This is a genomic window from Micromonospora phaseoli, from assembly GCF_900109115.1.
GTDB classification, from domain to species: domain Bacteria; phylum Actinomycetota; class Actinomycetes; order Mycobacteriales; family Micromonosporaceae; genus Micromonospora; species Micromonospora phaseoli.
In genome coordinates this window covers 371,930-396,110 of sequence record NZ_FNYV01000003.1, presented here as the reverse complement: position 1 = coordinate 396,110, position 24,181 = coordinate 371,930, and the positions used below count along the sequence as shown (strand labels likewise).

At 70.7% G+C, this 24,181-nt stretch carries 20 protein-coding genes and 2 pseudogenes; 13 read left to right on the top strand and 9 right to left on the bottom strand.

Features of this window, described 5'->3' with window-relative positions:
• Positions 1-26: 26 nt before the first annotated feature.
• The 3 genes and pseudogenes from BMY89_RS10070 to BMY89_RS10060 all read right to left on the bottom strand — a co-directional run bounded on the left by BMY89_RS10070 (position 27) and on the right by BMY89_RS10060 (position 3,509).
• Positions 27-1,274, bottom strand: coding sequence for a phosphatidylserine decarboxylase (locus tag BMY89_RS10070; RefSeq protein WP_092378422.1), 1,248 nt, complete (start codon positions 1,272-1,274; stop codon positions 27-29).
• Between the two features lie 406 nt (positions 1,275-1,680).
• Positions 1,681-1,932: pseudogene (locus tag BMY89_RS31455) on the bottom strand (hypothetical protein); the annotation flags it as partial.
• Complete coding sequence (locus tag BMY89_RS10060; RefSeq protein ID WP_092378415.1) at positions 1,929-3,509, bottom strand: PspC domain-containing protein; 1,581 nt, start codon at positions 3,507-3,509, stop codon at positions 1,929-1,931. The pseudogene BMY89_RS31455 and the gene BMY89_RS10060, both read right to left, overlap by 4 nt.
• 170 nt (positions 3,510-3,679) lie before the next feature.
• On the opposite strand from BMY89_RS10060, the gene BMY89_RS10055 reads away from it, so the two are divergent.
• The 7 genes from BMY89_RS10055 to BMY89_RS10025 all read left to right on the top strand — a co-directional run bounded on the left by BMY89_RS10055 (position 3,680) and on the right by BMY89_RS10025 (position 11,886).
• Positions 3,680-4,945 (top strand): ATP-binding protein, encoded by a 1,266-nt coding sequence (locus tag BMY89_RS10055; RefSeq protein WP_092379243.1) that lies wholly within the window; start codon positions 3,680-3,682, stop codon positions 4,943-4,945.
• A gap of 14 nt (positions 4,946-4,959) precedes the next feature.
• Entirely contained in the window at positions 4,960-5,631 is a 672-nt protein-coding gene (locus BMY89_RS10050; RefSeq protein WP_372433331.1) for a response regulator, read from the top strand.
• 369 nt (positions 5,632-6,000) lie between these two features.
• Complete coding sequence (locus BMY89_RS10045) at positions 6,001-7,635, top strand: peptide ABC transporter substrate-binding protein (protein WP_092378409.1); 1,635 nt, start codon at positions 6,001-6,003, stop codon at positions 7,633-7,635.
• A 100-nt stretch (positions 7,636-7,735) separates the two neighbouring features.
• Positions 7,736-8,746, top strand: a complete 1,011-nt coding sequence (locus BMY89_RS10040) for an ABC transporter permease (RefSeq protein ID WP_092378406.1) — start codon at positions 7,736-7,738, stop codon at positions 8,744-8,746.
• A gap of 75 nt (positions 8,747-8,821) precedes the next feature.
• Complete coding sequence (locus BMY89_RS10035; RefSeq protein WP_092379240.1) at positions 8,822-9,760, top strand: ABC transporter permease; 939 nt, start codon at positions 8,822-8,824, stop codon at positions 9,758-9,760.
• 85 nt (positions 9,761-9,845) lie between these two features.
• Complete coding sequence (locus BMY89_RS10030) at positions 9,846-10,883, top strand: ABC transporter ATP-binding protein (RefSeq protein WP_092378404.1); 1,038 nt, start codon at positions 9,846-9,848, stop codon at positions 10,881-10,883.
• Positions 10,876-11,886, top strand: coding sequence for an ABC transporter ATP-binding protein (locus tag BMY89_RS10025; RefSeq protein ID WP_092378401.1), 1,011 nt, complete (start codon positions 10,876-10,878; stop codon positions 11,884-11,886). The genes BMY89_RS10030 and BMY89_RS10025 overlap by 8 nt, the downstream gene beginning before the upstream one ends.
• Positions 11,887-12,046: 160 nt before the next feature.
• Here the strand turns inward: BMY89_RS10025 and BMY89_RS10020 are convergent, their stop codons facing one another.
• Positions 12,047-12,430, bottom strand: coding sequence for a chorismate mutase (locus tag BMY89_RS10020; RefSeq protein ID WP_092378398.1), 384 nt, complete (start codon positions 12,428-12,430; stop codon positions 12,047-12,049).
• A gap of 325 nt (positions 12,431-12,755) precedes the next feature.
• On the opposite strand from BMY89_RS10020, the gene pcrA reads away from it, so the two are divergent.
• The gene (gene pcrA / locus BMY89_RS10015; RefSeq protein ID WP_092378394.1) at positions 12,756-15,158 is read left to right on the top strand and encodes a DNA helicase PcrA; all 2,403 of its coding nucleotides are present in this window, start codon (positions 12,756-12,758) and stop codon (positions 15,156-15,158) included.
• Positions 15,159-15,208: 50 nt separating this feature from the next.
• Here pcrA and BMY89_RS10010 read toward each other — a convergent pair whose 3' ends face one another.
• Together BMY89_RS10010 and BMY89_RS10005 are read right to left on the bottom strand one after the other, a co-directional pair.
• On the bottom strand, positions 15,209-15,997 hold the full coding sequence (locus BMY89_RS10010; protein WP_175510335.1) for a M23 family metallopeptidase: 789 nt from the start codon (positions 15,995-15,997) through the stop codon (positions 15,209-15,211).
• A 274-nt stretch (positions 15,998-16,271) separates the two neighbouring features.
• Entirely contained in the window at positions 16,272-16,985 is a 714-nt protein-coding gene (locus tag BMY89_RS10005; RefSeq protein ID WP_092379237.1) for a M23 family metallopeptidase, read from the bottom strand.
• A 523-nt stretch (positions 16,986-17,508) separates the two neighbouring features.
• Between BMY89_RS10005 and BMY89_RS10000 the strand changes: the two genes are divergently transcribed.
• The 3 genes from BMY89_RS10000 to sucD all read left to right on the top strand — a co-directional run bounded on the left by BMY89_RS10000 (position 17,509) and on the right by sucD (position 20,515).
• Positions 17,509-17,913: a coenzyme B12-dependent isobutyryl CoA mutase small subunit gene (locus tag BMY89_RS10000; protein WP_092378389.1), complete on the top strand. Its 405-nt coding sequence runs from the start codon at positions 17,509-17,511 to the stop codon at positions 17,911-17,913.
• A 533-nt stretch (positions 17,914-18,446) separates the two neighbouring features.
• Positions 18,447-19,625 carry an ADP-forming succinate--CoA ligase subunit beta gene (gene sucC, locus BMY89_RS09995; RefSeq protein ID WP_092378386.1) on the top strand — a complete coding sequence of 393 codons (1,179 nt, stop codon included), beginning with the start codon at positions 18,447-18,449 and terminating at the stop codon, positions 19,623-19,625.
• A gap of 2 nt (positions 19,626-19,627) precedes the next feature.
• Positions 19,628-20,515 (top strand): succinate--CoA ligase subunit alpha, encoded by an 888-nt coding sequence (gene sucD, locus BMY89_RS09990; protein ID WP_092378383.1) that lies wholly within the window; start codon positions 19,628-19,630, stop codon positions 20,513-20,515.
• A 45-nt stretch (positions 20,516-20,560) separates the two neighbouring features.
• Here the strand turns inward: sucD and BMY89_RS09985 are convergent, their stop codons facing one another.
• A complete protein-coding gene (locus BMY89_RS09985; protein ID WP_092378380.1) occupies positions 20,561-20,821 on the bottom strand; it encodes a hypothetical protein in 261 nt (86 codons plus the stop codon).
• Positions 20,822-20,981: 160 nt separating this feature from the next.
• Between BMY89_RS09985 and BMY89_RS09980 the strand changes: the two genes are divergently transcribed.
• Positions 20,982-22,274: a cell division protein PerM gene (locus BMY89_RS09980; RefSeq protein ID WP_092378379.1), complete on the top strand. Its 1,293-nt coding sequence runs from the start codon at positions 20,982-20,984 to the stop codon at positions 22,272-22,274.
• A 76-nt stretch (positions 22,275-22,350) separates the two neighbouring features.
• Here BMY89_RS09980 and BMY89_RS09975 read toward each other — a convergent pair whose 3' ends face one another.
• The gene (locus BMY89_RS09975; protein ID WP_092378378.1) at positions 22,351-23,109 is read right to left on the bottom strand and encodes a DUF4190 domain-containing protein; all 759 of its coding nucleotides are present in this window, start codon (positions 23,107-23,109) and stop codon (positions 22,351-22,353) included.
• Positions 23,110-23,114: 5 nt separating this feature from the next.
• Positions 23,115-23,414 carry a CD225/dispanin family protein gene (locus BMY89_RS09970; protein WP_092379234.1) on the bottom strand — a complete coding sequence of 100 codons (300 nt, stop codon included), beginning with the start codon at positions 23,412-23,414 and terminating at the stop codon, positions 23,115-23,117.
• A 160-nt stretch (positions 23,415-23,574) separates the two neighbouring features.
• On the opposite strand from BMY89_RS09970, the pseudogene purN reads away from it, so the two are divergent.
• Positions 23,575-24,180: pseudogene (purN, locus tag BMY89_RS30695) on the top strand (phosphoribosylglycinamide formyltransferase); the annotation flags it as partial.
• Between the last annotated feature and the right edge of the window lies 1 nt (position 24,181).

Below are 24,181 nucleotides of genomic sequence, written 5' to 3'. Positions count from 1 at the left end.
GCGGTGCCCCTTTCACGTATCTGCGGTCAGCGCCAGCGGGCGACGACGCTCGCTCCGCCGACCACCTTGTCACCCGGCCCGACCAACGGCTCCGCGGCGTCCGCCGGCAGGTAGACGTCGGTACGCGAGCCGAAGCGGATCAGTCCGAACCGTTCGCCCCGAGCCAGCAACGCGCCGATCGGCGCACGCTGGACGATCCGCCGGGCGATCAGGCCGGTCCGCTGGGCCACCACCACGGTGCCGTGCGTGGTGTCCAGCACCGTGTAGGCGGCCACGTTGTGCTCCGCGTCCGGCTTCATCGCGTTGACGAACCCGCCGTCGGCGACGAAGTAGTCGACCACCTTGCCGGCCACCGGGGAACGGTTGACGTGCACGTCCAGTACCGAGAGGAACACGGCGATCCGCAGGAACTCGCCGTCGCCGAAGCGCTCGTCATGCAGGCGCTGCACCGACAGCACCTGACCGTCGGCGGCGGCCACCACGGCCGACGGATCCTCCGGCACGTCCCGCTCCGGGTCCCGGAAGAAGGCGGCGATCGGTGCGGCGGCCAGCGCCGGCAGCAGCCAGAGCTTCGACTTGGGCCGGGACAGCCGGGTCAACGCGGCCAGCCCGAGGGCGATGCCGGCCGCGGCCACACCGTTGCTGTCGATGTGCATGTCGCGGGTCAGCGGCACGCTCGACGGCCGGTACGCCGGGGCGAGCCGCTCGGCGGAAGCCGCGTCCGCCGGGGTGAAGCGGAGCCGGTACACGCGTACCGGCGGGGAGTTGCGCAGCACCAGGTCCTCGCCGATGCCGTGCAGCGCGCCCTGCCGGTCCAACTCCGCGGCGGCGCCGGCGGTCCGGGCGACGGCGGTCGCGACGCTGAGTACCGCGCCGTCGGCCAGGTACTTGGTGAGTGCCTCGATGGCGAGGCGGGCCTCGTCCGCGGTGCCGGTGAGCGCCTCGCCGGCGACGACCACCGCGGCGGGCTCGGCCTCGGCCAGGCTGTCCACGACGCGGACCCGGTCGGCGACCCAGCGGCCCTGGGCGCTGACGTGCTCCCGTAGCGCCGTGACGCTGACCCGCTCGGCGGGCACCACGGTGAGGGTGTCGCCGGGCAGCATCGCTTCGATGGCCGCGGCCAGCACCGCGGACTCCGGGGCCGCGCCGACCAGCAGGGCGACCTTGGGATCGTTGATCCGGGCAAGCTCGGAGACGAGGGTACGGGCGGCGCGCTCGCCGAGGCGGACCGGGCCGGATCGGCCGGGGGTACGCACGGCGGGGGACTGGGTCATCTCGAACGGGCTCCTGACGGGGTAGTGGCGACTGACGCGAGATCACCGCCAGCGGCGAGGTCGGCCCGGCCACGGACGACCCGCGAGCCGGTGACCCGCGAACGCTGCCCTGCGACGTGGCCGGCCGGCACCGGCGGGGCACACCGGCCAGCATAGGCGGCGGACGGCCGGCGCCGCATGGTCAGGCGGGCCCCGGCCGGCCAGTCGGTGGCGCCTCCTCGTCGGCGAGCAGATTGAGCGTACGGTCGTCGTCGGTCTGCGTGCCGGCCCGTTCCTGCGTGTCGGCTAGTTCCTGGGTGTCAACCCGGTCCCGCGTGGCGGCCGGCTCCTGCGAGTCGGCCGGCTCCTGCGGGCTGGCTGGTTCCTGCGTGTCGGTCGGCTCCTGCGTGTTGGCCGGCTCCTGCGTGTCGGCCGGTTCCGGCGGTTCCTGGCTGGCCTCGCCAGGCGAATCGGCCGTCGCCGGCCTGCCGCCGTGCCGGCTGGAGCGCAGGGCGCCGATCAGACCGAGCCCGCCGACCAGGATCAGCCCGCCGGCCAGGAACCAGCCGACCGGCGGCAGGACGAGGCCGAGCACCTGGGCGAGCAGCCACCAGGCGGCGAGGGCGAGGAAGAGCAGCCCGAAGGCGAATGACACCAGATCGGTGCGGTGTGCCCTCACCGGGTCACCTCCATGTGTCCGGCGTTGACGTGCAGGTTCAGGCGCAGTTTGCCGCCGCCGGAGCCGTCCGCGCCGAGATCGACGGTTTCCGCGAGCCGGTTCTCCAGTCCACGCGCCCGCTGGCCGAAGATGTTCGCGTCACCGGCGGTCACCTGGGCCACGGCGGTTACGTCCACGTTGGGCGGCAGCACGACGGTGGCCTCGCCGAAGTTGATGACCACGGTGATCTCCGTGTCCCGCTCGTTGAAATCGATCGCGCGCAGGTCGAGCACCGCGTCGGCGAAGCTCTGCTCGTACCGCACGGCGAGGCTGCCGTGGTCGGTCGGTGCCCAGGTGACCGCGCCGTCCACGCCGCGGACCCGGTCGTAGCTCTCGGCGACCGTGGCCACGGCCAACGCGGCGGCGGTCACCAGACCGAGTGCGATCAGCCAGCGGGCCCGGCCGAACCAGGTGCCCACCAGCAGGCCGAGAGCGATCACGGCGAGCGCCGCGGCGAAGTAGGCCGAGGCACCGATCCAAAACACGTCCAGGAGGTCGAGCACACCGACCACACCCAGCGCGACGAAGATCAGCGAGAAGGTCACCGCGCCGAGGGCGGATCGTTCGCGGGGCTTCTTGGGTCGCTTGACCTTCGTCGGCGGAGGCGGAGCGACCGTGCCCTGCCCGGCGTACGGGCCGTGCGGGGCGAACGGCGGGCGGTAGGTCGGTGCGGTGGCCGGGAGGCCCGGCGGGGCGGCTGGAGGCCACGCTGGTGCCGGTGCCGCTGCCAGATTGAGGGTGGTCTCGCCGGGCCCCGGGGACACCGGCGGTGCCGGCGGGACGCCGGAGGCGGGGCCGGGGGTGTGGAAGGCGGCCGGCACAGCGGTCGCGGTCCGGCCGAAGCCGGGGTACGGCGGTGGGTAGGCAGGCGCGCCGAGGTAGCCGACCGGTGGCACCGGACCTGGCGGTGGGGCCGGCGCGTCGGTGCGGGGCACGCCCGGCATCGCCGGCGAGGGCGGTGCCGCGCCGGGTCGTTGCTCGCGCTGCTGACGGTTGAGCAGCAGCGCGCCGCCGACCAGGATGGCCGCGCCGAGCAGCACCGCGCGGAACGGGTCGGTGACGATGAAGCCGAAGCCCACCGCGACCAGGACGCTGAGCACGATCACGGTGACCGGGGACATGCTGGAACGGCCTCGCCCCAGCATCGATTCGACCGGGGAGGCACTGTCGCCCTCGCCGGGAATGATCAGCCAGGCGGCGACGTAGACCAGGATGCCGACGCCGCCGAAGAAACCGAGCACCGCGAGCAGCACCCGCCAGAGCACCGGATCGGTGTTGGTCGCCCGGCCGACCGCAGCACAGACGCCCGCCAGGTAGCGGCCCTCGCGGGGCCGGACCAGCCCGTAGCGTGACGTGAAACCGGTGCCACCGAAGGGCGTACCACCCGGTCCCTCGGGTCCGGGCGGCGGTGGTGTGGCGTACGCGTCCCATGCCGTCCCCCCGGCCGGCGGTGTGTCGGCCGGCGGGGCAGACGGCGGTCTCGTCGGGTCCGCTTCCGTCGGCTCCGGCCGCTGCGGTCGGGCAGCATCGTCGGTCATGCTTCGATCCTGCTGCGCCGCGGGCCCGAGCGACCTCCGGAAGCGACCCTGACCCCACCCTGAGATCCAGCCTGCCGGAATGTCGGGGGCGTCCCCGTGGTCGGACCACCACGGCGCGTGTGACGATCGAATCGACGCCGGAACCCCGCCCGTTGTCCGGCCCGACCGTCCTGACCAGGGAGCCCGCGATCAGCACCGTCAGTCAACCACCCCGCCTCTACCGCGCCCCGGAGCACCGGATGGCCGCCGGGGTGGCAGCCGGTATCGCTGAGCACCTCGACGTCCCGGTGGTCCGGGTCCGGATCGCCTTCATGGTGCTGCTCGGACTGAGCGGGCTCGGTCTGCTGCTCTACGCGGCCTTCTGGGCCGTCGTCCCGCTGCGCCCCGGTGACACCGCGGTACCGCCCCGCCGGGATGTTGCCCAGCTGCTGCCGTTCGTGGCGATCGGGCTCGGCGTACTGCTGATCCAGGTGATGGTCTTCGACTCGGTGGGTGCGACCGGCACCGCGGGGTGGCTGGTCGCCATCATCGCGGTCGGCGCCGGGGTGATCTGGCACCAGTCGGCACCGGAACGGCGACGGCAGTGGGGCGAGTCGATGCCAGTGCCCTGGCTCGGCGCGGTGATAGAGGAGAGCGACCGGCGGGCCTTCGTGCTCCGCTTCGTCGGTGGCGGGGTGCTGGTCGCGGTCGGCATCATCGGCGTCGCCGCGGTCTACTCCCCGGCGCAGAACCTCGACGCCGTGATCAACGGTGTGATCTTCGCGCTGGTCGGGCTGGCGGGCGTCGGGGTGGTGGCCGCGCCGGTGCTCTGGCGCACGTGGAGCCAGCTCCGCTCGGAGCGCGAGGGCCGCATCCGGGAACAGGAGCGGGCGGAGCTGGCGGCCATGGTGCACGACCAGGTGCTGCACACGCTCGCGCTGATCCAGCGCAACGCCAGCGACGTCAAGACCGTGCAGCGGCTGGCCCGTGGGCAGGAGCGGTCGCTGCGCAACTGGCTGTACAAGCCCACCGCGTCGCCGACCGAACGCTTCGCCGCCGCGCTGGAGCAGGCCGCGGCCGAGGTGGAGGACACGTTCGCGATCACCGTGGAGGCCGTCGTCGTCGGCGACCGGGAGACCGACGAGCGGGTCGGTGCGCTGGTCGCGGCGGCCCGTGAGGCGTTGGTGAACGCCGCCCGGCACGCCGGGGTGCAGACCGTGTCGCTCTACGCCGAGGTGGAGCCCGAGCAGGTCAGTGTCTTCGTACGGGACCGGGGCACGGGCTTCGACCCGGATACGGTGGAGGACCATCGGCACGGTGTCCGAGGCTCCATCGTCGGGCGGATGAAGCGGCACGGCGGCCGGGCGGAGATCCGCTCCCGGCCTGGAGAGGGGACCGAGGTCCGGTTGATCCTGCCGATCTCCCGGGAATCGGCCACGGCGGAGAGGGACAGATGATGGCCGAGCAGTCGATGTCACCGGTCGAACCGGCAGGCACCGGGCCCGAGCGGCTGCGGGTGTTCCTGGTCGACGACCACGCCATGTTCCGTGCCGGCGTACGCGCCGAACTCGGCGCGCACGTCGAGGTGGTGGGCGAGGCGAGCACCGTCGCGGAGGCGGTCAGCCGGATCGCGGCGACCGAACCGGATGTCGTCCTGCTCGACGTGCACATGCCCGACGGCGGCGGGCGGGCGGTGCTGGAGGCGATGCGCCGCAGCCATCCCCAGGTGCGTTTCCTGGCGCTCAGCGTCTCCGACGCCGCGGAGGACGTGATCGGGCTGATCCGAGCCGGTGCCCGGGGCTACGTGACCAAGACCATCTCGCCGGACGAGTTGACCGCGGCGATTCGGCGGGTGGCCGACGGTGACGCGGTGTTCAGTCCGCGGTTGGCCGGGTTCGTGCTGGACGCCTTCGCGGCCCGCCCGGACGCTCCGGTCGCCGATCCCGAACTGGACCAGCTGACCAACCGGGAGCGCGAGGTGCTGCGGCTGCTCGCCCGGGGTTACGCGTACAAGGAGATCGCGCGGGAGCTCTACATCTCGATCAAGACGGTCGAGACGCACGTCTCCAACGTGCTGCGCAAGCTCCAGATGTCCAACCGGTACGAGCTGTCCCGATGGGCGGCGGACCGCCGTCTGGTGTGACCGGGACCGTATCGGGTCACCCCTCAAGATCTTTGGCGCGTTGACCTGGATCGGCCGCGAGGCTGGAATCAGACTCATCCTTTCGGGTAGCATCCTGCCCAGAGTGGCGGGACTCACGTCGATGTATCGGTCACTTCGTGGATTCGTCCGCCCGGTGCCGCTGACGACCCGCTGAGCGCGAAAATTGCGTTGACGAGCAGGTCATACCATGCCGCTGAGGCGGCGTGAGGGCGGCTTCGGGTCGATGTCGGCGTCGTCCCGGCCGCGTATCGGGTTGATAACACGCCTTCCCGCCTGGGCGCATCGGGTGTCACAGTGGCAACCACCTCACACCCCCTCGTGAGCCGAGCGCCCTGAGGAGGCACTCCCATGCGCGGGAAATTCCTGAAGGTGGCGGTCGCGGCGACCGCCACTGCCATGTTGGCCACCGCCTGCGGCGGCGGTGGCGACGACAACGAGTCGAGCGGCCAGACTGGCGGCACGCTTCGCGTCTATGCCTCGGAGCCGGCGTTCCTGACGCCGTCCGGTGGCGACGACGAGCCGTCGCTGTATGTGATCCGTCAGCTCTTCCGTGGTCTGGTCAAGTACAACGCGGAGAGCTCGGCGGTCGAGATGGACCTGGCCGAGTCGGTCGAGTCCGAGGACCAGAAGCTCTGGACGATCAAGCTCAAGAGCGGTTACACCTTCGACAACGGTGAAGCGGTCAACGCCGACGCGTTCATCCGGTCGTGGAACTTCGCCGCTTACGGGCCGAACGCCCAGAACAACGGCTACTTCATGAAGCGGATCGTCGGCAAGGACGACGTGGCGCCGGCGGACCCGGACGGCGAGGGCCCGCAGAAGGCTCCGGAGCCGGCCACCAAGGAGCTGTCGGGTCTGAAGAAGGTCGACGACCTGACCTTCACCGTCGAGCTGGACGCCCCGTTCTCCGGCTTCCCGACCACGATCGGCTACCCGGGCTTCTTCCCGATGGCCCAGGCGTGCGTCGACGACATCGCCAAGTGCAACGAGACGCCGATCGGCAACGGCCCGTACAAGATCGACGGCAGCTGGCAGCACAACGTCGCGATCAACGTGGTCCGTAGCGACACCTGGAAGGGCGAGGCTGGCAAGCCGGACCGCATCGAGTACCGCATCTTCGCCGACGTCGACGCCGGCTACGCCGCCTTCCAGGCGGGCGAGCTGGACGTGATGTACACCCTGCCGCCGGCCCGCTACAAGGAGGCCAAGGCCACCTACGGCGACCGGATGTACGAGCAGCCGGGTGACAGCTTCACCTACGTCGGCATGCCGATCTACAACAAGGCGTTCGAGGACAAGCGGATCCGCCAGGCGCTGTCGCTGTCGATCGACCGCCAGTCGATCATCGACGCCGTCTTCGACGGTCGGTTCACCCCGGCCACCGGCTACGTCGCGCCGACCTTCGAGGGTGCCCGCGAGGGCGTCTGCAAGTACTGCGCCAAGGATGTCGAGAAGGCCAAGCAGTTGCTCGCCGAGGCTGGCGGCTGGCCGGCCGGCGAGAAGCTGATCCTGTGGGCCAACGCCGGTGCCGGTCACGACCAGTGGCTGCAGGCGGTCGGTGACCAGATCAAGGAGGCCCTCGGCATCGACTACGAGCTGAAGGTCAACCTGCAGTTCGCCGAGTACCTGGAGACCGCGGACCAGAAGAAGTTCACCGGTGGTTTCCGCCTCGGCTGGGGCCCGGACTACCCGTTCATGGAGACCTACCTCTACCCGCTGTACGGCACCGGTGCCGGCAGCAACAACTCGGGCTACACCAACGCCGAGTTCGACGCGCTGATGAAGGAGGGTGACTCGGCCGACTCGATCCAGGCCGCGATCCCGTCCTACCAGAAGGCGGAGGACATCCTCGGCGAGGACCTGCCGGTCATCCCGATGTGGTGGAGCAAGGTGGCGGCGGTCTACGGTGAGAACGTGGACCAGTTCGTCTGGAACTCCGTCTCGGACGCCGACTACGGTGCGACCTCGCTGAAGCAGAACTGAGCTTCCGCCTCCTGATCATGCCGTAACACGACGTGGCGGCAACGATCACCCCACCAGGGTGATCGTTGCCGCCACGTCAGCGCCGAGAGGAGACCCCGACATGGGGCGCTACGTCATTCGACGGTTGCTCCAGTTCATTCCCACCGTGCTGGGCACCATGTTCCTGCTCCACTACATGACCGCGCTGGCGATCCAGTTCAGCGGGAACCCGGTCCGGGCGCTGTTCGGAGACCGGACGCCGCCGCCCGCCCTGCTGCAGGCGATCACCGAGCGGCTCGGCTACGGCGACCCCTGCCTGGACCAGCGGGGCAATCCCTGCTTCGGGCTCTTCGCGGACCGGCTGCAGAACATCTTCTTCCACTTCGACTTCGGCATCAACCTGCGCCAGCGGGAGGTCACCGACCTGGTGGCCGATGCCATTCCGTTCACCCTCAAGCTGTTGGTGATCGCGATTCTCTTCGAGGCTGTCGTGGGAATCGCCGCCGGCGTGCTCGCCGGCCTGCGCGGCGGCAGCTTCGCCGACTACCTGGTGAAGATCAGCACGGTCTTCGTCATCTCGGTGCCGATCTTCGTGCTCGGTGTGGTGGTGCGGGAGTTCGTCGGGGTCAAGTTCGGCAACGTGCTGCGTGGCCAGGACTGGATTCCAGACGTGATCTCGTCGGGCATGTTCAGCCCCGTCTTCAAGCCCGACTACCCCATGGCCAGTCTGATCATCCCGGGCATGGTGCTCGGCGCGACCTCGCTGGCGGTCACCGCCCGGCTCACCCGGACCAGCATCATGGAGAACATCCGGGCCGACTACGTCCGGACGGCCCGGGCCAAGGGCCTGACCAACAAGCGCGTCATCGGCGTGCACACGCTGCGCAACTCGCTGATCCCCGTGATCACCTTCCTGGGCGTCGACATCGGCGCCGCGATGGCCGGCGCGGTGGTCACCGAGACCATCTTCAACGTGCCGGGCATCGGCCGGCTGGTGACGATGTCCGCGCGGACCGGTGAGTCCTCGGTGGTGGTCGGCGTGGTGACCATGCTGGTGCTGGTCGTGCTGGTCGCCAACCTGCTGGTCGACCTCCTGTACGCCGTGCTCGACCCGAGGATCCGCTATGAGTGAGCGGATCGTGTTGAGGCTGACGCAGGGTCTTCCGACCGCCCCCGGTGGCCGGGTGGAGCGAAACGAGGTGTGGACATGAGCGACCTGACGAGCGCGGGTACCGCCGTCGGCGGTGCGCCGGTGGGCGGTGACGGTCCGTCGACCGAGGCGACGACCGGCGGCGAGGGGCGCAGCGCCAGCCTGTGGGCGGACGCCCGGCGGCAGTTGCTGCGCGATCCGATCTTCGTGATCGCGTTCATCTACGTCCTCGTGGTCGGCTCCATGGCGGCCTTCCCGAAGTTGTGGACCAGCCAGGACCCGCGGAGTTGCAACACCGACCGGTCCCGGATCTCCCCGAGCGGGGAGCACCCCTTCGGGTTCGACATCCTGGGGTGCGACTACTACGCACACGCCATCTACGGCGCGCGTCCGTCGATGGTGATCGCGGTGATGGCGACCAGCGGCATCGTGCTGTTCGGTGGGACGCTCGGCCTGCTCGCCGGCTACTACGGCGGCTGGGTCGACACGATCATCTCCCGGGTGATGGACATCTTCTTCTCGCTGCCGTTCCTGCTCGGCGCGATCGTCTTCCTCACCGTGATCAAGCGGCAGAACATCTGGACCATCACCGGAGTGCTGTTCCTGCTGGCCTGGCCGACCATCGCCCGGATCATCCGGGGCAGCGTCATCTCGTCGAAGGACCTGGACTACGTGCAGGCCGCCAAGGCGGTCGGCGCCCGCAACTCGCGGTTGATGTTCCGGCACATCCTGCCGAACGCGATCGCCCCGATGCTGGTCTACGCCACCATCGTGCTCGGGTCGTTCGTCGCCGCGGAGGCCACGCTGACCTTCCTCGGCGTCGGGCTCCAGCCGCCCGCGCAGTCCTGGGGCATCATGATCAGCACCCACCAGGTCTACTTCCTGGAGGACCCGTGGCTGCTGCTCTTCCCCTGCGGTCTGCTGGTCGGCACGGTGCTGTCCTTCATCCTCATGGGTGACGCCCTGCGTGACGCCCTCGACCCGAAGTTCCGGTGAGTCCCATGAGCGAGTGTCAGCGAGCGAATCATCAGCACACGGCGACGGTGCCTCACGAAGGCACGGAGCGAAGCGGAGTGCCGGCATGAGCACTGATGTGAACGTCAAGCTGGAGGCGCTGGCGGGTGTCGACCCGAACGCGCTGCCGCTGCAGGTCAAGGATCTGCATGTGGAGTTCCGCACCCGCAACGGCATCGCGCATGCCGTCAACGGGGTGAGCTTCGACCTGCGGGCCGGCGAGACCCGGGCGATCCTCGGTGAGTCCGGCTGCGGCAAGAGCGTGACCGCTCAAGCGATCATGGGCATCCTGGATTCCCCACCCGGCTTCATCACCGGTGGGGAGATCCTCTACCGGGGCGTCGACCTGCTCAAGCTGCCGGAGTCCGAGCGTCGCAAGGTGCGGGCGAACCGGATCGCGATGATCTTCCAGGACGCGCTCTCCGCGCTGAACCCGGTCTTCACCGTCGGGTTCCAGCTCGCCGAGCTCTTCCGCAAGCATCGGGGGATGTCCCGCAAGGACGCCAAGGTTCGCGCCGTCGAGCTGCTCGACCTGGTCAAGATCCCGGCCGCGAGCCAGCGGGTGAACGACTACCCGCACCAGTTCTCGGGCGGTATGCGGCAGCGCGTCATGATCGCCATGGCGCTGGCGCTCGACCCCGAGGTGCTGATCGCGGACGAGCCCACCACCGCGCTGGACGTGACCGTGCAGGCCCAGATCATGGCGCTGCTGGCCGAACTGCAGCGGGAACGGAACATGGGCCTGGTGCTGATCACCCACGACATGGGTGTGGTGGCCGACGTGGCGGACCGGATCTCGGTCATGTACGCCGGCCGGGTCATCGAGGAAGCCGGCGTGAACGACATCTACGCCACGCCGGCCCACCCGTACACCAAGGGTCTGCTGGAGTCGATCCCGCGCCTGGACCTCAAGGGCCACGAGCTCAGCGCCATCAAGGGCCTGCCGCCGGCGTTGACGAACATCCCGCCGGGCTGCGCCTTCAACCCTCGGTGCCGCTACGCGCAGGACGTCTGCCGGAAGGACCCGGCGCCGCCGCTGTACCAGGTGTCGCCGAACCGTACCGCCGCATGCCACTTCTGGAAGGAGGTCAAGGGCGATGAGTGACGTGGTGCTGGAGACCCGAGACCTGGTCAAGCACTTCCCGCTGACCAAGGGCATCGTCTTCAAGAAGCAGTACGGTGCGGTCCAGGCTGTCGACGGGGTCAACCTGCAGCTGCGCCGGGGCGAGACGCTCGGCATCGTGGGCGAGTCCGGCTGCGGCAAGTCCACGCTGGCCCGGATGTTGGTCGGGCTGGAGACGCCGACCTCCGGTGACCTGTTCGTGCAGGGCAAGAACATGTCCAAGGTCAGCGCGGAGGAGCGGCGGCGGGGCCGGCGCAACATCCAGCTGGTGATGCAGGATCCCTACACCTCGCTCAACCCGCGGATGACCGTCGGTGACATCATCGGCGAGCCGTTCGAGGTGCACCCGGACGTGGTGCCGAAGAGCGGCCGGCGGGGCAAGGTGCAGGAGCTGCTGGAGCTGGTCGGCCTCAACCCGGAGCACATCAACCGGTACCCGCACCAGTTCTCCGGCGGGCAGCGGCAGCGGATCGGCATCGCCCGGGCGCTGGCGCTCAACCCGGAGATCATCCTGTGTGACGAGCCGGTCTCGGCGCTGGACGTCTCCATCCAGGCACAGGTGATCAACCTGCTCGAGAAGCTCCAGAAGGAGCTGGGCCTGTCGTACGTCTTCATCGCCCACGACCTGTCGGTGGTGCGGCACATCGCCGACCGCGTCGCGGTCATGTATCTCGGCAAGATCATCGAGATCGGCACCGAGGACGACATCTACGACAAGCCGACCCACCCGTACACCCAGGCGCTGCTGTCCGCGGTGCCGGTGCCGGACCCGAAGCTGCGGGGACTCCGGGACCAGATCGTGCTGACCGGTGACGTCCCGTCGCCGGCCAACCCGCCGTCGGGCTGCCGGTTCCGTACCCGCTGCTGGAAGGCACAGGACATCTGCGCCGAGCAGGAGCCGCTCCTGCAGATCCGCGACAAGTCCGGCCACCCGAGCGCCTGCCACTTCGCCGAGGTACGCGACGTGGTGCACGCGGCGGAGTAGCCACACAGACGCCGTCCGTGCCCGACCATCCGTACCGGGAGCGACGGTGAAGGTAGTGCCTCCTCAGTGACCGGGGCGTCGGCTGTTACAGCGGCCGGCGCCCCGGTCCTCGTTCGGCTGACGGGTGGACGAGGACCGGCAGGTCGTCACCCGTCACCGCTCAGAGCGGGCCGCGGCCGGCCCGCAGCAGCAATAGCGCGAGTTGCGTGCCGTCGGCGCCGAGGGCCGATCGGAACCGCTCCAGGATCGCCTGCTCGCGGGAGAGCACGAGCCGCGTCCCGCCGGAGGCCATCCGGACCGTGCCGACCTCCTGGGACAGCGCGGCCCGCTCCTGCCACAGCTCGATGAGCGTCCGGTCGATCTCGTCGATCCGTACCCGGATCTCGGCGATCCGGGCGGCGGCGTCGGGCTGCTGGGTGCCGGTGACAGGGCTGCCCGGGTCGCCGTCGGGACGACCGGCCGCGATCGTGCCGTCGCGGCCCGCGCCGTTCGGGGTCGCGCCGGAACCAGCCGGGGCTCCGCTCTGTTCCATCACGTCTGTCATCTTCGGGTACCTCTCACGGTCTGGTGCCCAGTGCCCGGATCCCGGGACGACGAAAGCCCCGGGCTCCTCGGAGCCCGGGGCTTTTCGCAGGTCTAGTCGATCAGGCGCGACCTACGGCTGCCGGACTCCCGGTGCCGTAGTAAAAGTAGAAGCGCTGATCGAACACGCCGTCGAGTATGCCGCCCGCTGTGGGGGGTGCGCAAGGAAAGCCGTCAAAGCCGTTAAGAAGGGGCCCCTGCTCTACTCCAGGCGTTAATAAGGGGCCCTTCCTTGCACCGCAGCCGAGGCGGGTGATGTCGGGGCGGCGGCATAGACTCGCCGTGCGATGCATCCTCTCTTCGACATCCCCGCGTCCCCGCCCGCGCCCGAGCCCGCCCAGGCGCGGCCGCCGCATCGGCCCGTGCCCGGCCGCCTCGACCCGGCGCAACTGGTGGAGGGACTCAACGGCCCGCAACGGGACGCGGTCACCCACGCCGGCTCGCCGTTGCTGATCGTGGCCGGTGCCGGGTCCGGGAAGACCCGGGTGCTGACCCACCGGATCGCGTACCTGCTCGCCGCGCGGGACGTGCACCCCGGTGAGATCATCGCGATCACCTTCACCAACAAGGCCGCCGGCGAGATGAAGGAGCGGGTGACCGCCCTGGTCGGCGCGCGCGCCCGGCTGATGTGGGTCTCCACGTTCCACTCCGCCTGTGTGCGGATCCTGCGCGCCGAGCATGAGCACGCCGGTTTGAAGTCCACGTTCTCGATCTACGACGCGGACGACTCGCGCCGGCTGATGCAGCTGGTCACCCGGGAGCTCGATCTGGATCCGAAGCGCTACCCGGCGCGTGGCCTGGCCGCTCAGGTCTCCAATCTGAAGAACGAGCTGGTCGACCCGGAGACCTTCGCCGGCCGCGCCAGCGGGCCCAACGAACGCGCCCTGTCCGAGGCGTACACGCTCTACCAGCGGCGGTTGCGCGAGGCGCACGCGCTCGACTTCGACGATCTCATCATGACGACGGTGCACCTGTTCCAGTCACATCCGCACGTCGCGGAGACCTACCGCCGTCGGTTCCGGCACGTTCTGGTCGACGAGTACCAGGACACGAACCACGCCCAGTACGTCCTGATCAAGGAGTTGGTCTCCGGCACCGAGGGTCTCGATCCGGCGGAGCTGTGCGTGGTCGGCGACGCGGACCAGTCGATCTACGCCTTCCGTGGCGCGACGATCCGCAACATCCTGGAGTTCGAGCGCGACTTCGCCGACGCCCGCACCATCCTGCTGGAGCAGAACTACCGCTCCACCCAGACCATTCTGAACGCCGCGAACGCGGTGATCGACCGCAACACGTCCCGCAAACCGAAGCGGTTGTGGAGCGACGCCGGCACGGGTGAGCCGATCGTCGCGTACGTCGCCGACACCGAGCACGCCGAGGCGGACTGGGTGGCCCGGGAGATCGACCGGTTGGTCGACGCCGGAGAGACCCGGCCGGGCGATGTGGCGGTCTTCTACCGCACCAACGCCCAGTCCCGCGTCTTCGAGGAGGTGTTCATCCGGGTCGGCCTGCCGTACAAGGTCGTCGGCGGGGTGCGCTTCTACGAGCGCAAGGAGGTCCGGGACGCGTTGGCCTACCTGCGGGCGGTGGTCAACGACGACGACACGGTGAGCCTCCGCCGGATCCTCAACACACCACGGCGGGGCATCGGCGAACGCGCCGAGGCGTGTGTGGAGGCGCTGGCCGGCCGGGACCGCATCTCCTTCGGCGCCGCGCTGCGCCGGGCCAAGGACGCGCCGGGCATCTCGACCCGCGCGGCCAACGGCATCGGCGACTTCGTCGCGTTGCTCGACGCCGCCCGTGAGCTGGCCGACGGCGGCACCCCGGAGGACGTCCTGGAGGCGGTGTTGACCCGCTCGGGCTACCTGACCGAGCTGGAGGAGAGCCTCGACCCGCAGGACGCCGGTCGGGTCGACAACCTTCAGGAGTTGGTCAGCGTCGCCCGCGAGTACACCGAGCGGATCGAGGCGACCGGCGCGGAGGGGGAACGGGCCACCCTGGCCGGCTTCCTGGAGCAGGTCGCGCTCGTCGCCGACGCCGACCAGGTGCCCACCGATGATCCCGAGCATCAGGGCGTGGTCACCCTGATGACCCTGCACACCGCCAAGGGCCTGGAGTTCCCGGTGGTGTTCCTGACCGGTCTGGAGGACGGCGTCTTCCCGCACCTGCGCTCCCTGGGCGACACCCGGGAGCTGGAGGAGGAGCGCCGGCTGGCGTACGTCGGCATCACCCGTGCCCGTCAGCGGCTCTACCTCTCCCGGGCGGTGACCCGCTCGGCCTGGGGACAACCGTCCTACAACCCGCCGTCGCGGTTCGTCGAGGAGTTGCCGCCCGAGCTGGTCCGCTGGGAGCGGACCGAAGGGTCGTACACCTCGTGGGGCGGCGGGGGCGGCGGTGTCGGTGGCCGCGCGGAGCGGGTCTCCGACGGCCGTGGCTCCTTTGCCGGTGGCACCCCCAGGGCCGTGCAGCTGGCGCGGAAGCTCGGCGTGGACGGCAGCCGGCTGGCCACCGCGAGCGAGCTGCCGCAGGGGCCGAAGGTCACCGCCGGGGACCGGATCAACCACCAGCGGTACGGGCTGGGCCGGGTGGTGGCGGTGGAGGGGCACGGCGCGGGCGCCCGGGCTCAGATCGACTTCGGCGACCAGACGCTGTGGCTGGTCCTGCGGCACGCTCCGATCGAGAAGATCTGAGGGGCCGTCCCGGTGTTCGCGCCGGGACGGCAACCCCGTCGGTCGGCGGCTCAGCAGCCCACGTCGATGCCCCGGGCGCGCAGGAACGGCACCGGGTCGATCTGGTTCCACATCTGACCCTGATGCACCTCGAAGTGCAGGTGCGGGCCGGTGGAGTCGCCCGTGGACCCCTCCAGGCCGATGGTCTGCCCGGTGCTGACCTTCTCGCCCACACCCACCCTGGCGGTGCTCAGGTGGGCGTAGTGGGTGAGGTAGCCGTTCCCGTGGTCGATGAAGACGGAGATGCCGTACCCGTCACCGACGTCACCGGCCTTCGTCACGGTGCCGCCGAACGCGGCCCGGACGGGGGTGCCGGCGGGCAGCGCGAAGTCGATGCCGGCGTGCAGAGTGCCCCAGCGCGGTCCGTAGCAGGACGTGATGGAGGCTCCCGCCATCGGGAGGACCCAGGACGCCTTCGGCGGCGTGCTCTTGGCCGGCTTCCGGGTCGCCGTGGTGGCCTTGGTCGCTTTGGTGGCCCGCGGGCTGGGCTTCGCGGTCGGGCTCGCGGTCGGGCTCGCCGACGGGGTCGGTGCCGGGCTGTCCGTGGCCGCGGGGGTGACCGGTTCGCGCCCGGAGCGGTCGGCGCGGGCGGCGGCCTCGGCCCGGGCCTGCGCATCAACGGAGACCGGGCTCGGGGTCGGGCCGCCGTCGCGGGTGGTTGCGACGGCACCACCGACGCCGAGGCCGACCAGGGTGACCGCACCGACGACCAGGTAGCGGGCGCGCCAACCGAGGCGGCGCCGGTGCCGGGCCGGGGCGTGGGGGGTCTTGCGGTTCGGGGTGGGGTTGTCGTCCTGCACGGCGGACCTCACTGGTTCGAGTGGCACATGACCTCGAAATCCTGGTGTCGATCCGGGTCGGTACGGGTACCGGGGTCTTGGTCGGCCGGTGACGGCGGCCGGCACGCTGTCCGGTTCTGTCCGCGCCTGTGGCCGAGTGCCCAGAGCGGTGGATCCCGCTGCCTGTGGCGCCGGGTACAGTTCCTGCTGTGAGCTGGGACACTTGCGTCATCGTGGCGGCAAAGAAAACCGCCCGGATCCGACGATCCGGGCGGTCAACGGGCGTTACGCGGCGTCAGGACGCAGCTACCTCGCTGTAGATTGCCTCGACTTGCAGCTTGATGTCCACTCCGCGCTCCTGCAGCCACGGCACCGGGTCGAGCGGTGACCCCTTGACATGGATCTCCAGGTGCAGGTGGGAGCCGTAGGAGTGGCCGGTGTTGCCGACCAGGCCGAGCTGATCGCCGGCCTTGACCTGCTGGCCCTCGCGCACGCTCAGCGCGGAGGAGTGGCCGTAGATGGCCTCGCTGCCGTCCACGTGCGTGACGATGACCGCGTAGCCGTAGCCGCCGAACCAGCCGGCCTTGGTGACCGTGCCCTCGTGGATGGCGACGTAGGGAGTGCCCTCCGGGGCGACCAGGTCGATGCCGGTGTGCAGCTTGCCCCAACGCATCCCGTACGGGGATTTGAAGTCGTAGCCCTGCAGGGGCAGCAGCCAGACCCCGGAGTCGGTGGCGGTCTCCGGGCCGGTGCGGCTGTCACGGGAGGGGCGCTCGGCCGCGTCGGCGCGTTCCGCCACGCCCTGGCTGCTGATCGACGCCTGCTTCAGCTCGTCGAGCACCGAGGGGTTGACGCTCTTCGCGTCCGGCATGGCGTTGGCGCCGAGGGCCACCACACCGGCACCGACGAAGGCGGTGGTGACGACCGCGGCGTAGCGGCTACGTGGGGGGGTGGGTACGCGGCGACGACCGCGATATCGATCGGGCTCAGACGACAGGCGCTGGCGCACGCACACCCTCCGTTGTCGGGGTTCCGAAGCACTCAACCGTCGTTCGGATCTGGTGACCCTGTGTCGGCTGACCGCGTCGTCACCCGTCCGTAGACCTGATGACAACCGTGGACACGGTAGCCAACCGTCAGTCCTGTCACAAGCCGGAGCGCCGAATTGCCTGCGATGTTCTGTCCATTTCCGTCCGAGATTGTCACGGCTTGGGGTGCTGGAGGGGCGTCCTCGGTATCATCCTTTCGTCGCACACCGTGACCGATCGGCGGAGTCGTCCCGCTTGACGTGGCCCGCGTCGGTCGTGCCTCTGCGTGAGGTTGCGATGGCGGCGCGTTCCGTCGGTGACTCCCGCCCGCTGGTTCGCCATGCCGCTGTGCTGAGCGGCGATACCGGGCCGCCGGGCCGTCCTGGTCCGTCCGGATATCGGCGTGATCATGGGCTCCATGCCGGCCCCCGTTCCCCGGCGCCGGCCGGCCGGGTTACCGTTCGTTCAGGTAAGTGCCGCGGAGCCGGTGAAAGGGATGCCCAGATGAGCTCTCGTGTTCGGGTCGTCGTCGCCAAACCGGGCCTGGACGGCCACGACCGTGGCGCCAAGGTGGTGGCGCGTGCCCTCCGGGACGCCGGCATGGAGGTCATCTACACCGGGCTGCACCAGACCCCGGAGCAGATCGTGGAGACCGCGATCCAGGAGGACGCCGACGCCGTGGGCCTCTCGGTGCTCTCCGGAGCGCACATGACGCTGTTCCGCCGGGTCCTCGAACTGCTCGACGAGCGGGACGCCCGGGACATCGTCGTGTTCGGCGGCGGCATCATTCCGGACGCCGACCTGCCCGAGCTGGAGCAACTCGGAGTGGCGAAGATCTTCACCCCCGGCGCGACCACCCAGTCCATCGTGGAGTGGGTACGGAGCAACGTCGCCCAGCCGGTGAGCTGAGCGCAGGGGGAGGGGCCGGACGCACCCCTCACACGTCCGGCCCCTCTATGCACGATGCCCCGCCGCCACCCCTCGACCGACAGGGCATCGGCCGTTCCGTCTTCGCGCTTTCCAGCGCTCCGACACCTCACTCAACGACGCCCTTCCAGCGGGGTTACGCGCGACCGCCGAGATCCGCTGCCGGCCCGGCAAGATCGCCCGAACGGGTGACGGCCCGCCGTCCGCAGCCCCGTGGTGCGGCACCGGTGACGCAGCGTCGCCTGCGGCTGTGCATTACCGCACACCGCGCACCCGCTCGGTTGCCGGCCGTGCCGACATCGCTAGGCTGCGCCCAGTGAATCCTTTCCAACCTCTCCTTGCGGTCGGAGGAGATCGCGAGGCCGGCAGCGGTACGCACCGCCGAGCGGTCCGGTTGGCAAGGCTTCGAACGGCCTGCGTCAACTTCAACTGATGTCAGGCATCGCACTGTTTTCTTTCCATACGCTGGTGGCGGCGCGACGGTGCGCCGCAGAGACGGGACGGGACGCGCAATCGTGGACCTGTACGAGTACCAGGGGCGGGACCTGTTCGAGCGGCACGGACTTCCCGTGCTCGCCGGCGGCGTCGCAACGACCCCGGAGGAGGCCCGCGCGATAGCCGAACGCCTCGGCGGCCGGGTGGTCGTCAAGGCGCAGGTGAAGGTCGGCGGACGAGGCAAGGCGGGCGGCGTCAAGCTGGCCGAGGGCGCGGAGGAGACGGTGGCCCGCGCCACCGACATCCTCGGCCTGGACATCAAGGGCCACACGGTCCACAAGGTCATGATCACGGTGACCGCGGACGTGGCCGACGAGTACTACTTCTCGTACCTGCTCGACCGGGCGAACCGCACCTTCCTCTGCATCGCCAGCGTGGCCGGCGGCATGGACATCGAGCAGGTCGCCGCCGAGACCCCGGAGAAGGTCGTCAAGGCTCCGATCGACGCCGTCAAGGGCGTGGACGAGGCCAAGGCGCGGGAGATCGTCGAGGCGGCCGGCTTCCCGGCCGACGTCGCCGACCAGGTCGTCGAGGTGGCCGTGGGCCTGTGGCGGGCGTTCGTCGCCGAGGACGCCACGCTGGTCGAGGTGAACCCGCTGGCCAAGACCAAGGACGGCAAGCTGCTGCTGCTGGACGCCAAGGTCTCGCTGGACGAGAATGCCGGCTTCCGGCACCCCGACCACGAGGCCCTGGTCGACCAGGCGACCGTGGACCCGCTGGAGCAGGCCGCCAAGGAGAAGGACCTCAACTACGTCAAGCTCGACGGCGAGGTCGGCATCATCGGCAACGGCGCGGGTCTGGTGATGTCCACGCTCGACGTGGTCGCCTACGCCGGCGAGCGGCACGGCAACGTCAAGCCGGCCAACTTCCTCGACATCGGCGGCGGCGCGAGCGCCGCGGTGATGGCCAACGGCCTGGAGATCGTGCTCTCCGACCCGTCGGTCAAGAGCGTCTTCGTCAACGTCTTCGGCGGCATCACCGCCTGCGACGCGGTGGCCAACGGCATCGTGCAGGCGTTGGGCCTGCTCGAGGAGCGGGGCGAGCGGGTCACCAAGCCGCTCGTCGTGCGCCTCGACGGCAACAACGCCGAGGCCGGTCGGGCGATCCTCGACGGGGCGAACAACCCGCTGATCGAGCGGGTCGACACCATGGACGGCGCGGCCGAGCGGGCCGCCGAGCTGGCGGCTGCGGGGGTCTGACAATGGCTATCTGGCTGACCAAGGACTCGAAGGTCATCGTGCAGGGGATGACCGGTTCCGAGGGTTCCAAGCACACCCGGCGGATGCTCGCCGCCGGCACGAATGTGGTGGGCGGCGTCAACCCGCGCAAGGCGGGTACCACCGTCGACTTCGACGGCACCGAACTGCCGGTCTTCGCCAGCGTCGCGGACGCGATGAAGGACACCGGCGCGGATGTCACCGTCATCTTCGTGCCGCCGCAGTTCACCAAGGGCGCGGTCATCGAGGCGATCGACGCCGAGATCCCGCTGGCCGTGGTGATCACCGAGGGGGTGCCGGTGCACGACACCGCCGCCTTCTGGGCCTACAACGTGGCGAAGGGCGAGCGGACCCGGGTCATCGGCCCGAACTGCCCCGGCATCGCCTCGCCCGGTGCCTCGAACGCCGGCATCATCCCGGCCGACATCACCGGCACCGGCCGGATCGGCCTGGTCAGCAAGAGCGGCACGCTGACCTACCAGATGATGTACGAGCTGCGCGACATCGGCTTCTCGACCTGTGTCGGCATCGGTGGCGACCCGATCATCGGAACGACCCACATCGACGCGCTGGCGGCCTTCGAGGCCGACCCGGACACCGACGCCATCGTCATGATCGGCGAGATCGGCGGTGACGCGGAGGAGCGGGCGGCCGAGTTCATCAAGGCCAACGTCACCAAGCCGGTCGTCGGCTACATCGCCGGCTTCACCGCGCCCCCGGGCAAGACCATGGGGCACGCCGGTGCGATCATCTCCGGCTCGGCGGGCACCGCCGACGCGAAGAAGGCGGCGCTGGAGGCGGTCGGCGTCAAGGTCGGCAAGACGCCGACCGAGACCGCCAAGCTGATGCGCGAGATCATGTCCGCCGGTTGAGCGGAGCGCTGACACCGCTGAGGGGCCGACCGGTTGGTCGGCCCCTCAGCGGTTCCAGAACGGGTAGTTCCCGGTCGCCTGCAGGATCAGGCTGACGACGATGTTGAGCACACCCAGGGCGATGGCCACGTAGCCCAACACCGGCGACTGCCGGTACCGCTTCGCGTCGCGGACCGACAGCCAGCCGAAGACGATGCCGAGGATGCCGCAGCAGAGCACGCCGGTCACGATGCCCAGCACCCCCCAGAGGGTGGTGCGGTCCCGGCCGGCGGGCGGCGGTGGGGGCGGTGGATACGGAGCGTTCACGGCTCTCCTCCGGTCGCTTGCTGCCGCGACGTCGGTCACGGCCACTGAGCCCGAGGCTAGATGAGGCCAGTGCCCCACAGGGCGGATCGGGCGAACTCTCCGCCGGAGGTGGGGTGGTGTCGGGCAGCCGAGGCGGGTCCGGCATGCCAGAGTAGAGCCGATGTCCTTTGTCACCCCTGACCAGCCTCGCCGGGCCACCGACGCCCGTGGAGCCGGCGGCCGGCCGCCCGGCCGTGCCGGCCCCCCGCGCCGGGTGCCGGCTCCACGAGCGTCGCCTCCGGGCCGCAGCCATGCGCCGCTCGCGGTCGCCGCGCTGGTCGCCGCCGCCGGGGCGGCACTCACCTCCTGGCTGCCCGTGACGTTGGTGCTCTGGCTGCTGCAACTCAGCGGCGGTGCCGCCAGCCTGCTCGGCGCCGTGCGGGCCGGAGCTGCCGGATGGCTGCTCGGGCACGGGGTGCCGCTGGCCACGGAGACCGGGCCGCTGGGCCTGGCGCCGCTCGCGGTCACCGCGCTGGCCGGGTGGCGACTCACCCGGGCGGGGGTGCACGCCAGCCGCGCCATCGGTTCCCGCGGTGGCCGGTCACCGGGGCGCACGGCCGCCGCCGCAGCGGCGGTCGGCGTGGCGTACGGGCTGCTGGGAGCGCTCGCCGCGGTGCTGGTCGGTGCCGGCGGTCCGGGTGTGTCGCCGGTGCGTGCCGGGCTGACGCTCGCGCTGATCGGCACGCTCTGCGCCGGGGTCGGAGCCGCCCGGACGACCGGGGTGGCGGAGGTCTTCACCGGGCAGGTGCCGGTGCCGGTGCGCGAGGGCGTCCGCGCCGGCCTGGTGGCCGGGCTGGTGCTGCTCGGCGCCGGGGCGGCGGTGGCAGGGCTTGCCGTGGCGACCGGTGGCGGTGACGCCGCGGACCTGATCGGCGCCTACCGCACCGGGGTGGCCGGACAGGCCGGGATCACTCTGGTCAGCCTGGCCTACGCGCCCAACGCGACCGTGTGGTCGGCCAGTTATCTGCTCGGCCCCGGCTTCGCCGTGGGCACCGACACGGCGGTACGCACCAGCGAGGTCTCCGTCGGCGCGCTACCGGCCCTGCCGTTGTTCGCCGGCCTGCCCGGCGGACCGGTCGACGGGCTCGACGCGGCCGCCGTCCTCGCGCTCCCCGTCCTGGTGGGAATGGCAACCGGCTGGCTGCTGGCCCGCCGGTTGCTGCGGACGTCCGTCGCCGAGCGGGCACCGCTGCCCTGGGGGCGGCTGCTCGGCCCGGCCGCGCTCGCCGGTCCGGTGGCCGGTCTGGTGCTGGGTGCCGCCGCGGAGGCTTCCGGCGGGCCGCTGGGCGCTGGTCGGCTGGCGGAGGTGGGACCGGTCGGCTGGCAGGTCGCGCTCGCCGCGACCCTGGTCACCGGTGGTGGTGCCCTGCTCGGTGCCGTCGCCACCCGCCTGCTCAATCGGCGAGCCGGGTGAGACCCGCCGTTACCGGCATCGTTCCTACGCCGAGGGGCGCCCCGGTACACCGGAGCGCCCCTCGACCTGATCCCGTTCAGGGCTGCATCGGCACGGTGAAGTTCACCGCCAGCAGCACGATCTGGAGCAGGCCGAACAACAGGCCGACCGCGCCACAGATGATGCCCGCGAGCGCCTGCCCGGAGTTGCCGGCCAGACCCTGGTTGGCCTTCTGCTTGCCCAGCCAGCCGGTCACGACCGCGGCCAACCCCAGCGGGATACCGAGGTAGCAGCAGCTCAGTGGGATCGACGCGATGCCGAGGATCATCGCCACCAGGCCGAGGGTGTTCTGCTGTCCCGGCATGCCGGTGAAGCCCGCGTGCGGGTACATCGGCGCCCCACCGTACGGCTGCGGCGTGCCGTACGGGTCGGGGTAGGACTGGCCGTACGGCTGGCCCGCCGCGGGCTGCCCATACGCGGGCTGCCCGTACCCCGGCTGGCCGTAGCCCGGCTGCCCATACCCCGGCTGCCCATACCCCGGCTGGCCGTAGCCCGGCTGGCCGTAGCCCGGCTGGCCGTATGCGGGCTGGCCGGAGGTCGGCGGCTGACCCGCCGGCGGAGCGTACGGGTCGTAGGGCGCCGGAGAGGCCGGCGGCGCAGCGTCCGGCGGTTGCTGGCCGTACGGATCGGCCGGCGGCGCATAGGGGTCGGCCGGCGGACCGTACGGGTTGGCCGGCGGCGGGGCGTACGGGTTCGTCCCCGGCGGGGCGTACGGATTGTCCGGAGGCGACGACGTCGGGTCCCCGTACGGCGGCTGCTGGCCGTACGGGTCCTGACCGGGGTTACCGGGTTGCATCCGGCTCAGTAACCGCTGGCGTTGTTGCCGGTCATCGCGCCGAGCAGGCTGCCGCCCACGCAGCACACCAGGACGATCGCGATCCAGGCGATGCCGACGATGAGGGCCCACTTGGACCACTTCTTCGACTCCGCCGCCGCGGCCTGGGCACCGGCGTGGTCACCCTGCTGGAGCAGCGGGTTGACCTTCGAGGCATTGATGATCGCGGGGATCGCCAGTGGCCAGAACAGGAAGATCGCGACGATCGACATTGTCATGTTGTTGTCGACGGGCTGGGGCGGCTGGGACGGGTATCCGGGCTGCATGATGACGTGCTCCTCACGTATGTTCGCTGACGGGTGCGGGCCGGGCATGCGCCGGTCCCAAGCGACCGGCAGCGTACCCGGTCGGCGCCAGTGAGGCTGGCCTCGAGCGGCGTGCCGCCCAGCGGCTGGGCGCCGGTCAGCGGCCGGATAGGGTGTGCCGGTGACCGAGCCCGCCCGCATCGTCGTCCTCGTCTCCGGCTCCGGGAGCAACCTGCAGGCCCTGCTGGACGCGACCGCCGACCCCGCGTACGGCGCACGGGTGGTCGCGGTCGGCGCGGACCGGGACGGGATCGTCGGCCTGGACCGGGCCGCTGCCGCGGGTGTGCCGACCTTCGTCGAGCGGGTCCAGGATCACCCCGACCGGGCGCGGTGGGACGCTGCGCTCACCGCTCGGGTCGCCGAACACCAGCCGGACCTGGTCATCTCCGCCGGGTTCCTGAAGCTGGTCGGCGCGCGGTTCCTCGCCGCCTTCGGCGACCGCTACCTCAACACGCACAACACGCTGCTGCCGGCCTTCCCCGGCATCCACGGCCCGCGCGACGCCCTCGACTACGGGGTGAAGGTGACCGGCGCGACCCTCTTCTTCGTCGACGCCGGCATGGACACCGGGCCGATCGTCGCGCAGGTGGCGGTACCCGTGCACGCCGACGACGACGTCGACACGCTCACCGAGCGAATCAAGGAAGCCGAGCGGCAGCAGCTCGTCGAGCAGGTGGGTCGACTGGTCCGTGAAGGTTGGACGATCACCGGTAGAAAGGTCACGGTTG

Coding starts and splice junctions, on each gene's coding strand:
- BMY89_RS10040 (WP_092378406.1), top strand. CDS start 7,736: ATGGGGCGCTACGTCATTCGACGGTTGCTCCAGTTCATTCCCACCGTG.
- BMY89_RS10035 (WP_092379240.1), top strand. CDS start 8,822: ATGAGCGACCTGACGAGCGCGGGTACCGCCGTCGGCGGTGCGCCGGTG.
- BMY89_RS09975 (WP_092378378.1), bottom strand. CDS start 23,109: ATGCAACCCGGTAACCCCGGTCAGGACCCGTACGGCCAGCAGCCGCCG.
- BMY89_RS10045 (WP_092378409.1), top strand. CDS start 6,001: ATGCGCGGGAAATTCCTGAAGGTGGCGGTCGCGGCGACCGCCACTGCC.
- BMY89_RS10060 (WP_092378415.1), bottom strand. CDS start 3,509: ATGACCGACGATGCTGCCCGACCGCAGCGGCCGGAGCCGACGGAAGCG.
- pcrA (WP_092378394.1), top strand. CDS start 12,756: ATGCATCCTCTCTTCGACATCCCCGCGTCCCCGCCCGCGCCCGAGCCC.
- BMY89_RS10000 (WP_092378389.1), top strand. CDS start 17,509: ATGAGCTCTCGTGTTCGGGTCGTCGTCGCCAAACCGGGCCTGGACGGC.
- sucD (WP_092378383.1), top strand. CDS start 19,628: ATGGCTATCTGGCTGACCAAGGACTCGAAGGTCATCGTGCAGGGGATG.
- BMY89_RS10020 (WP_092378398.1), bottom strand. CDS start 12,430: ATGACAGACGTGATGGAACAGAGCGGAGCCCCGGCTGGTTCCGGCGCG.
- BMY89_RS10050 (WP_372433331.1), top strand. CDS start 4,960: ATGTCACCGGTCGAACCGGCAGGCACCGGGCCCGAGCGGCTGCGGGTG.
- BMY89_RS10070 (WP_092378422.1), bottom strand. CDS start 1,274: ATGACCCAGTCCCCCGCCGTGCGTACCCCCGGCCGATCCGGCCCGGTC.
- BMY89_RS09980 (WP_092378379.1), top strand. CDS start 20,982: ATGTCCTTTGTCACCCCTGACCAGCCTCGCCGGGCCACCGACGCCCGT.
- BMY89_RS10025 (WP_092378401.1), top strand. CDS start 10,876: ATGAGTGACGTGGTGCTGGAGACCCGAGACCTGGTCAAGCACTTCCCG.
- BMY89_RS10030 (WP_092378404.1), top strand. CDS start 9,846: ATGAGCACTGATGTGAACGTCAAGCTGGAGGCGCTGGCGGGTGTCGAC.
- BMY89_RS09970 (WP_092379234.1), bottom strand. CDS start 23,414: ATGCAGCCCGGATACCCGTCCCAGCCGCCCCAGCCCGTCGACAACAAC.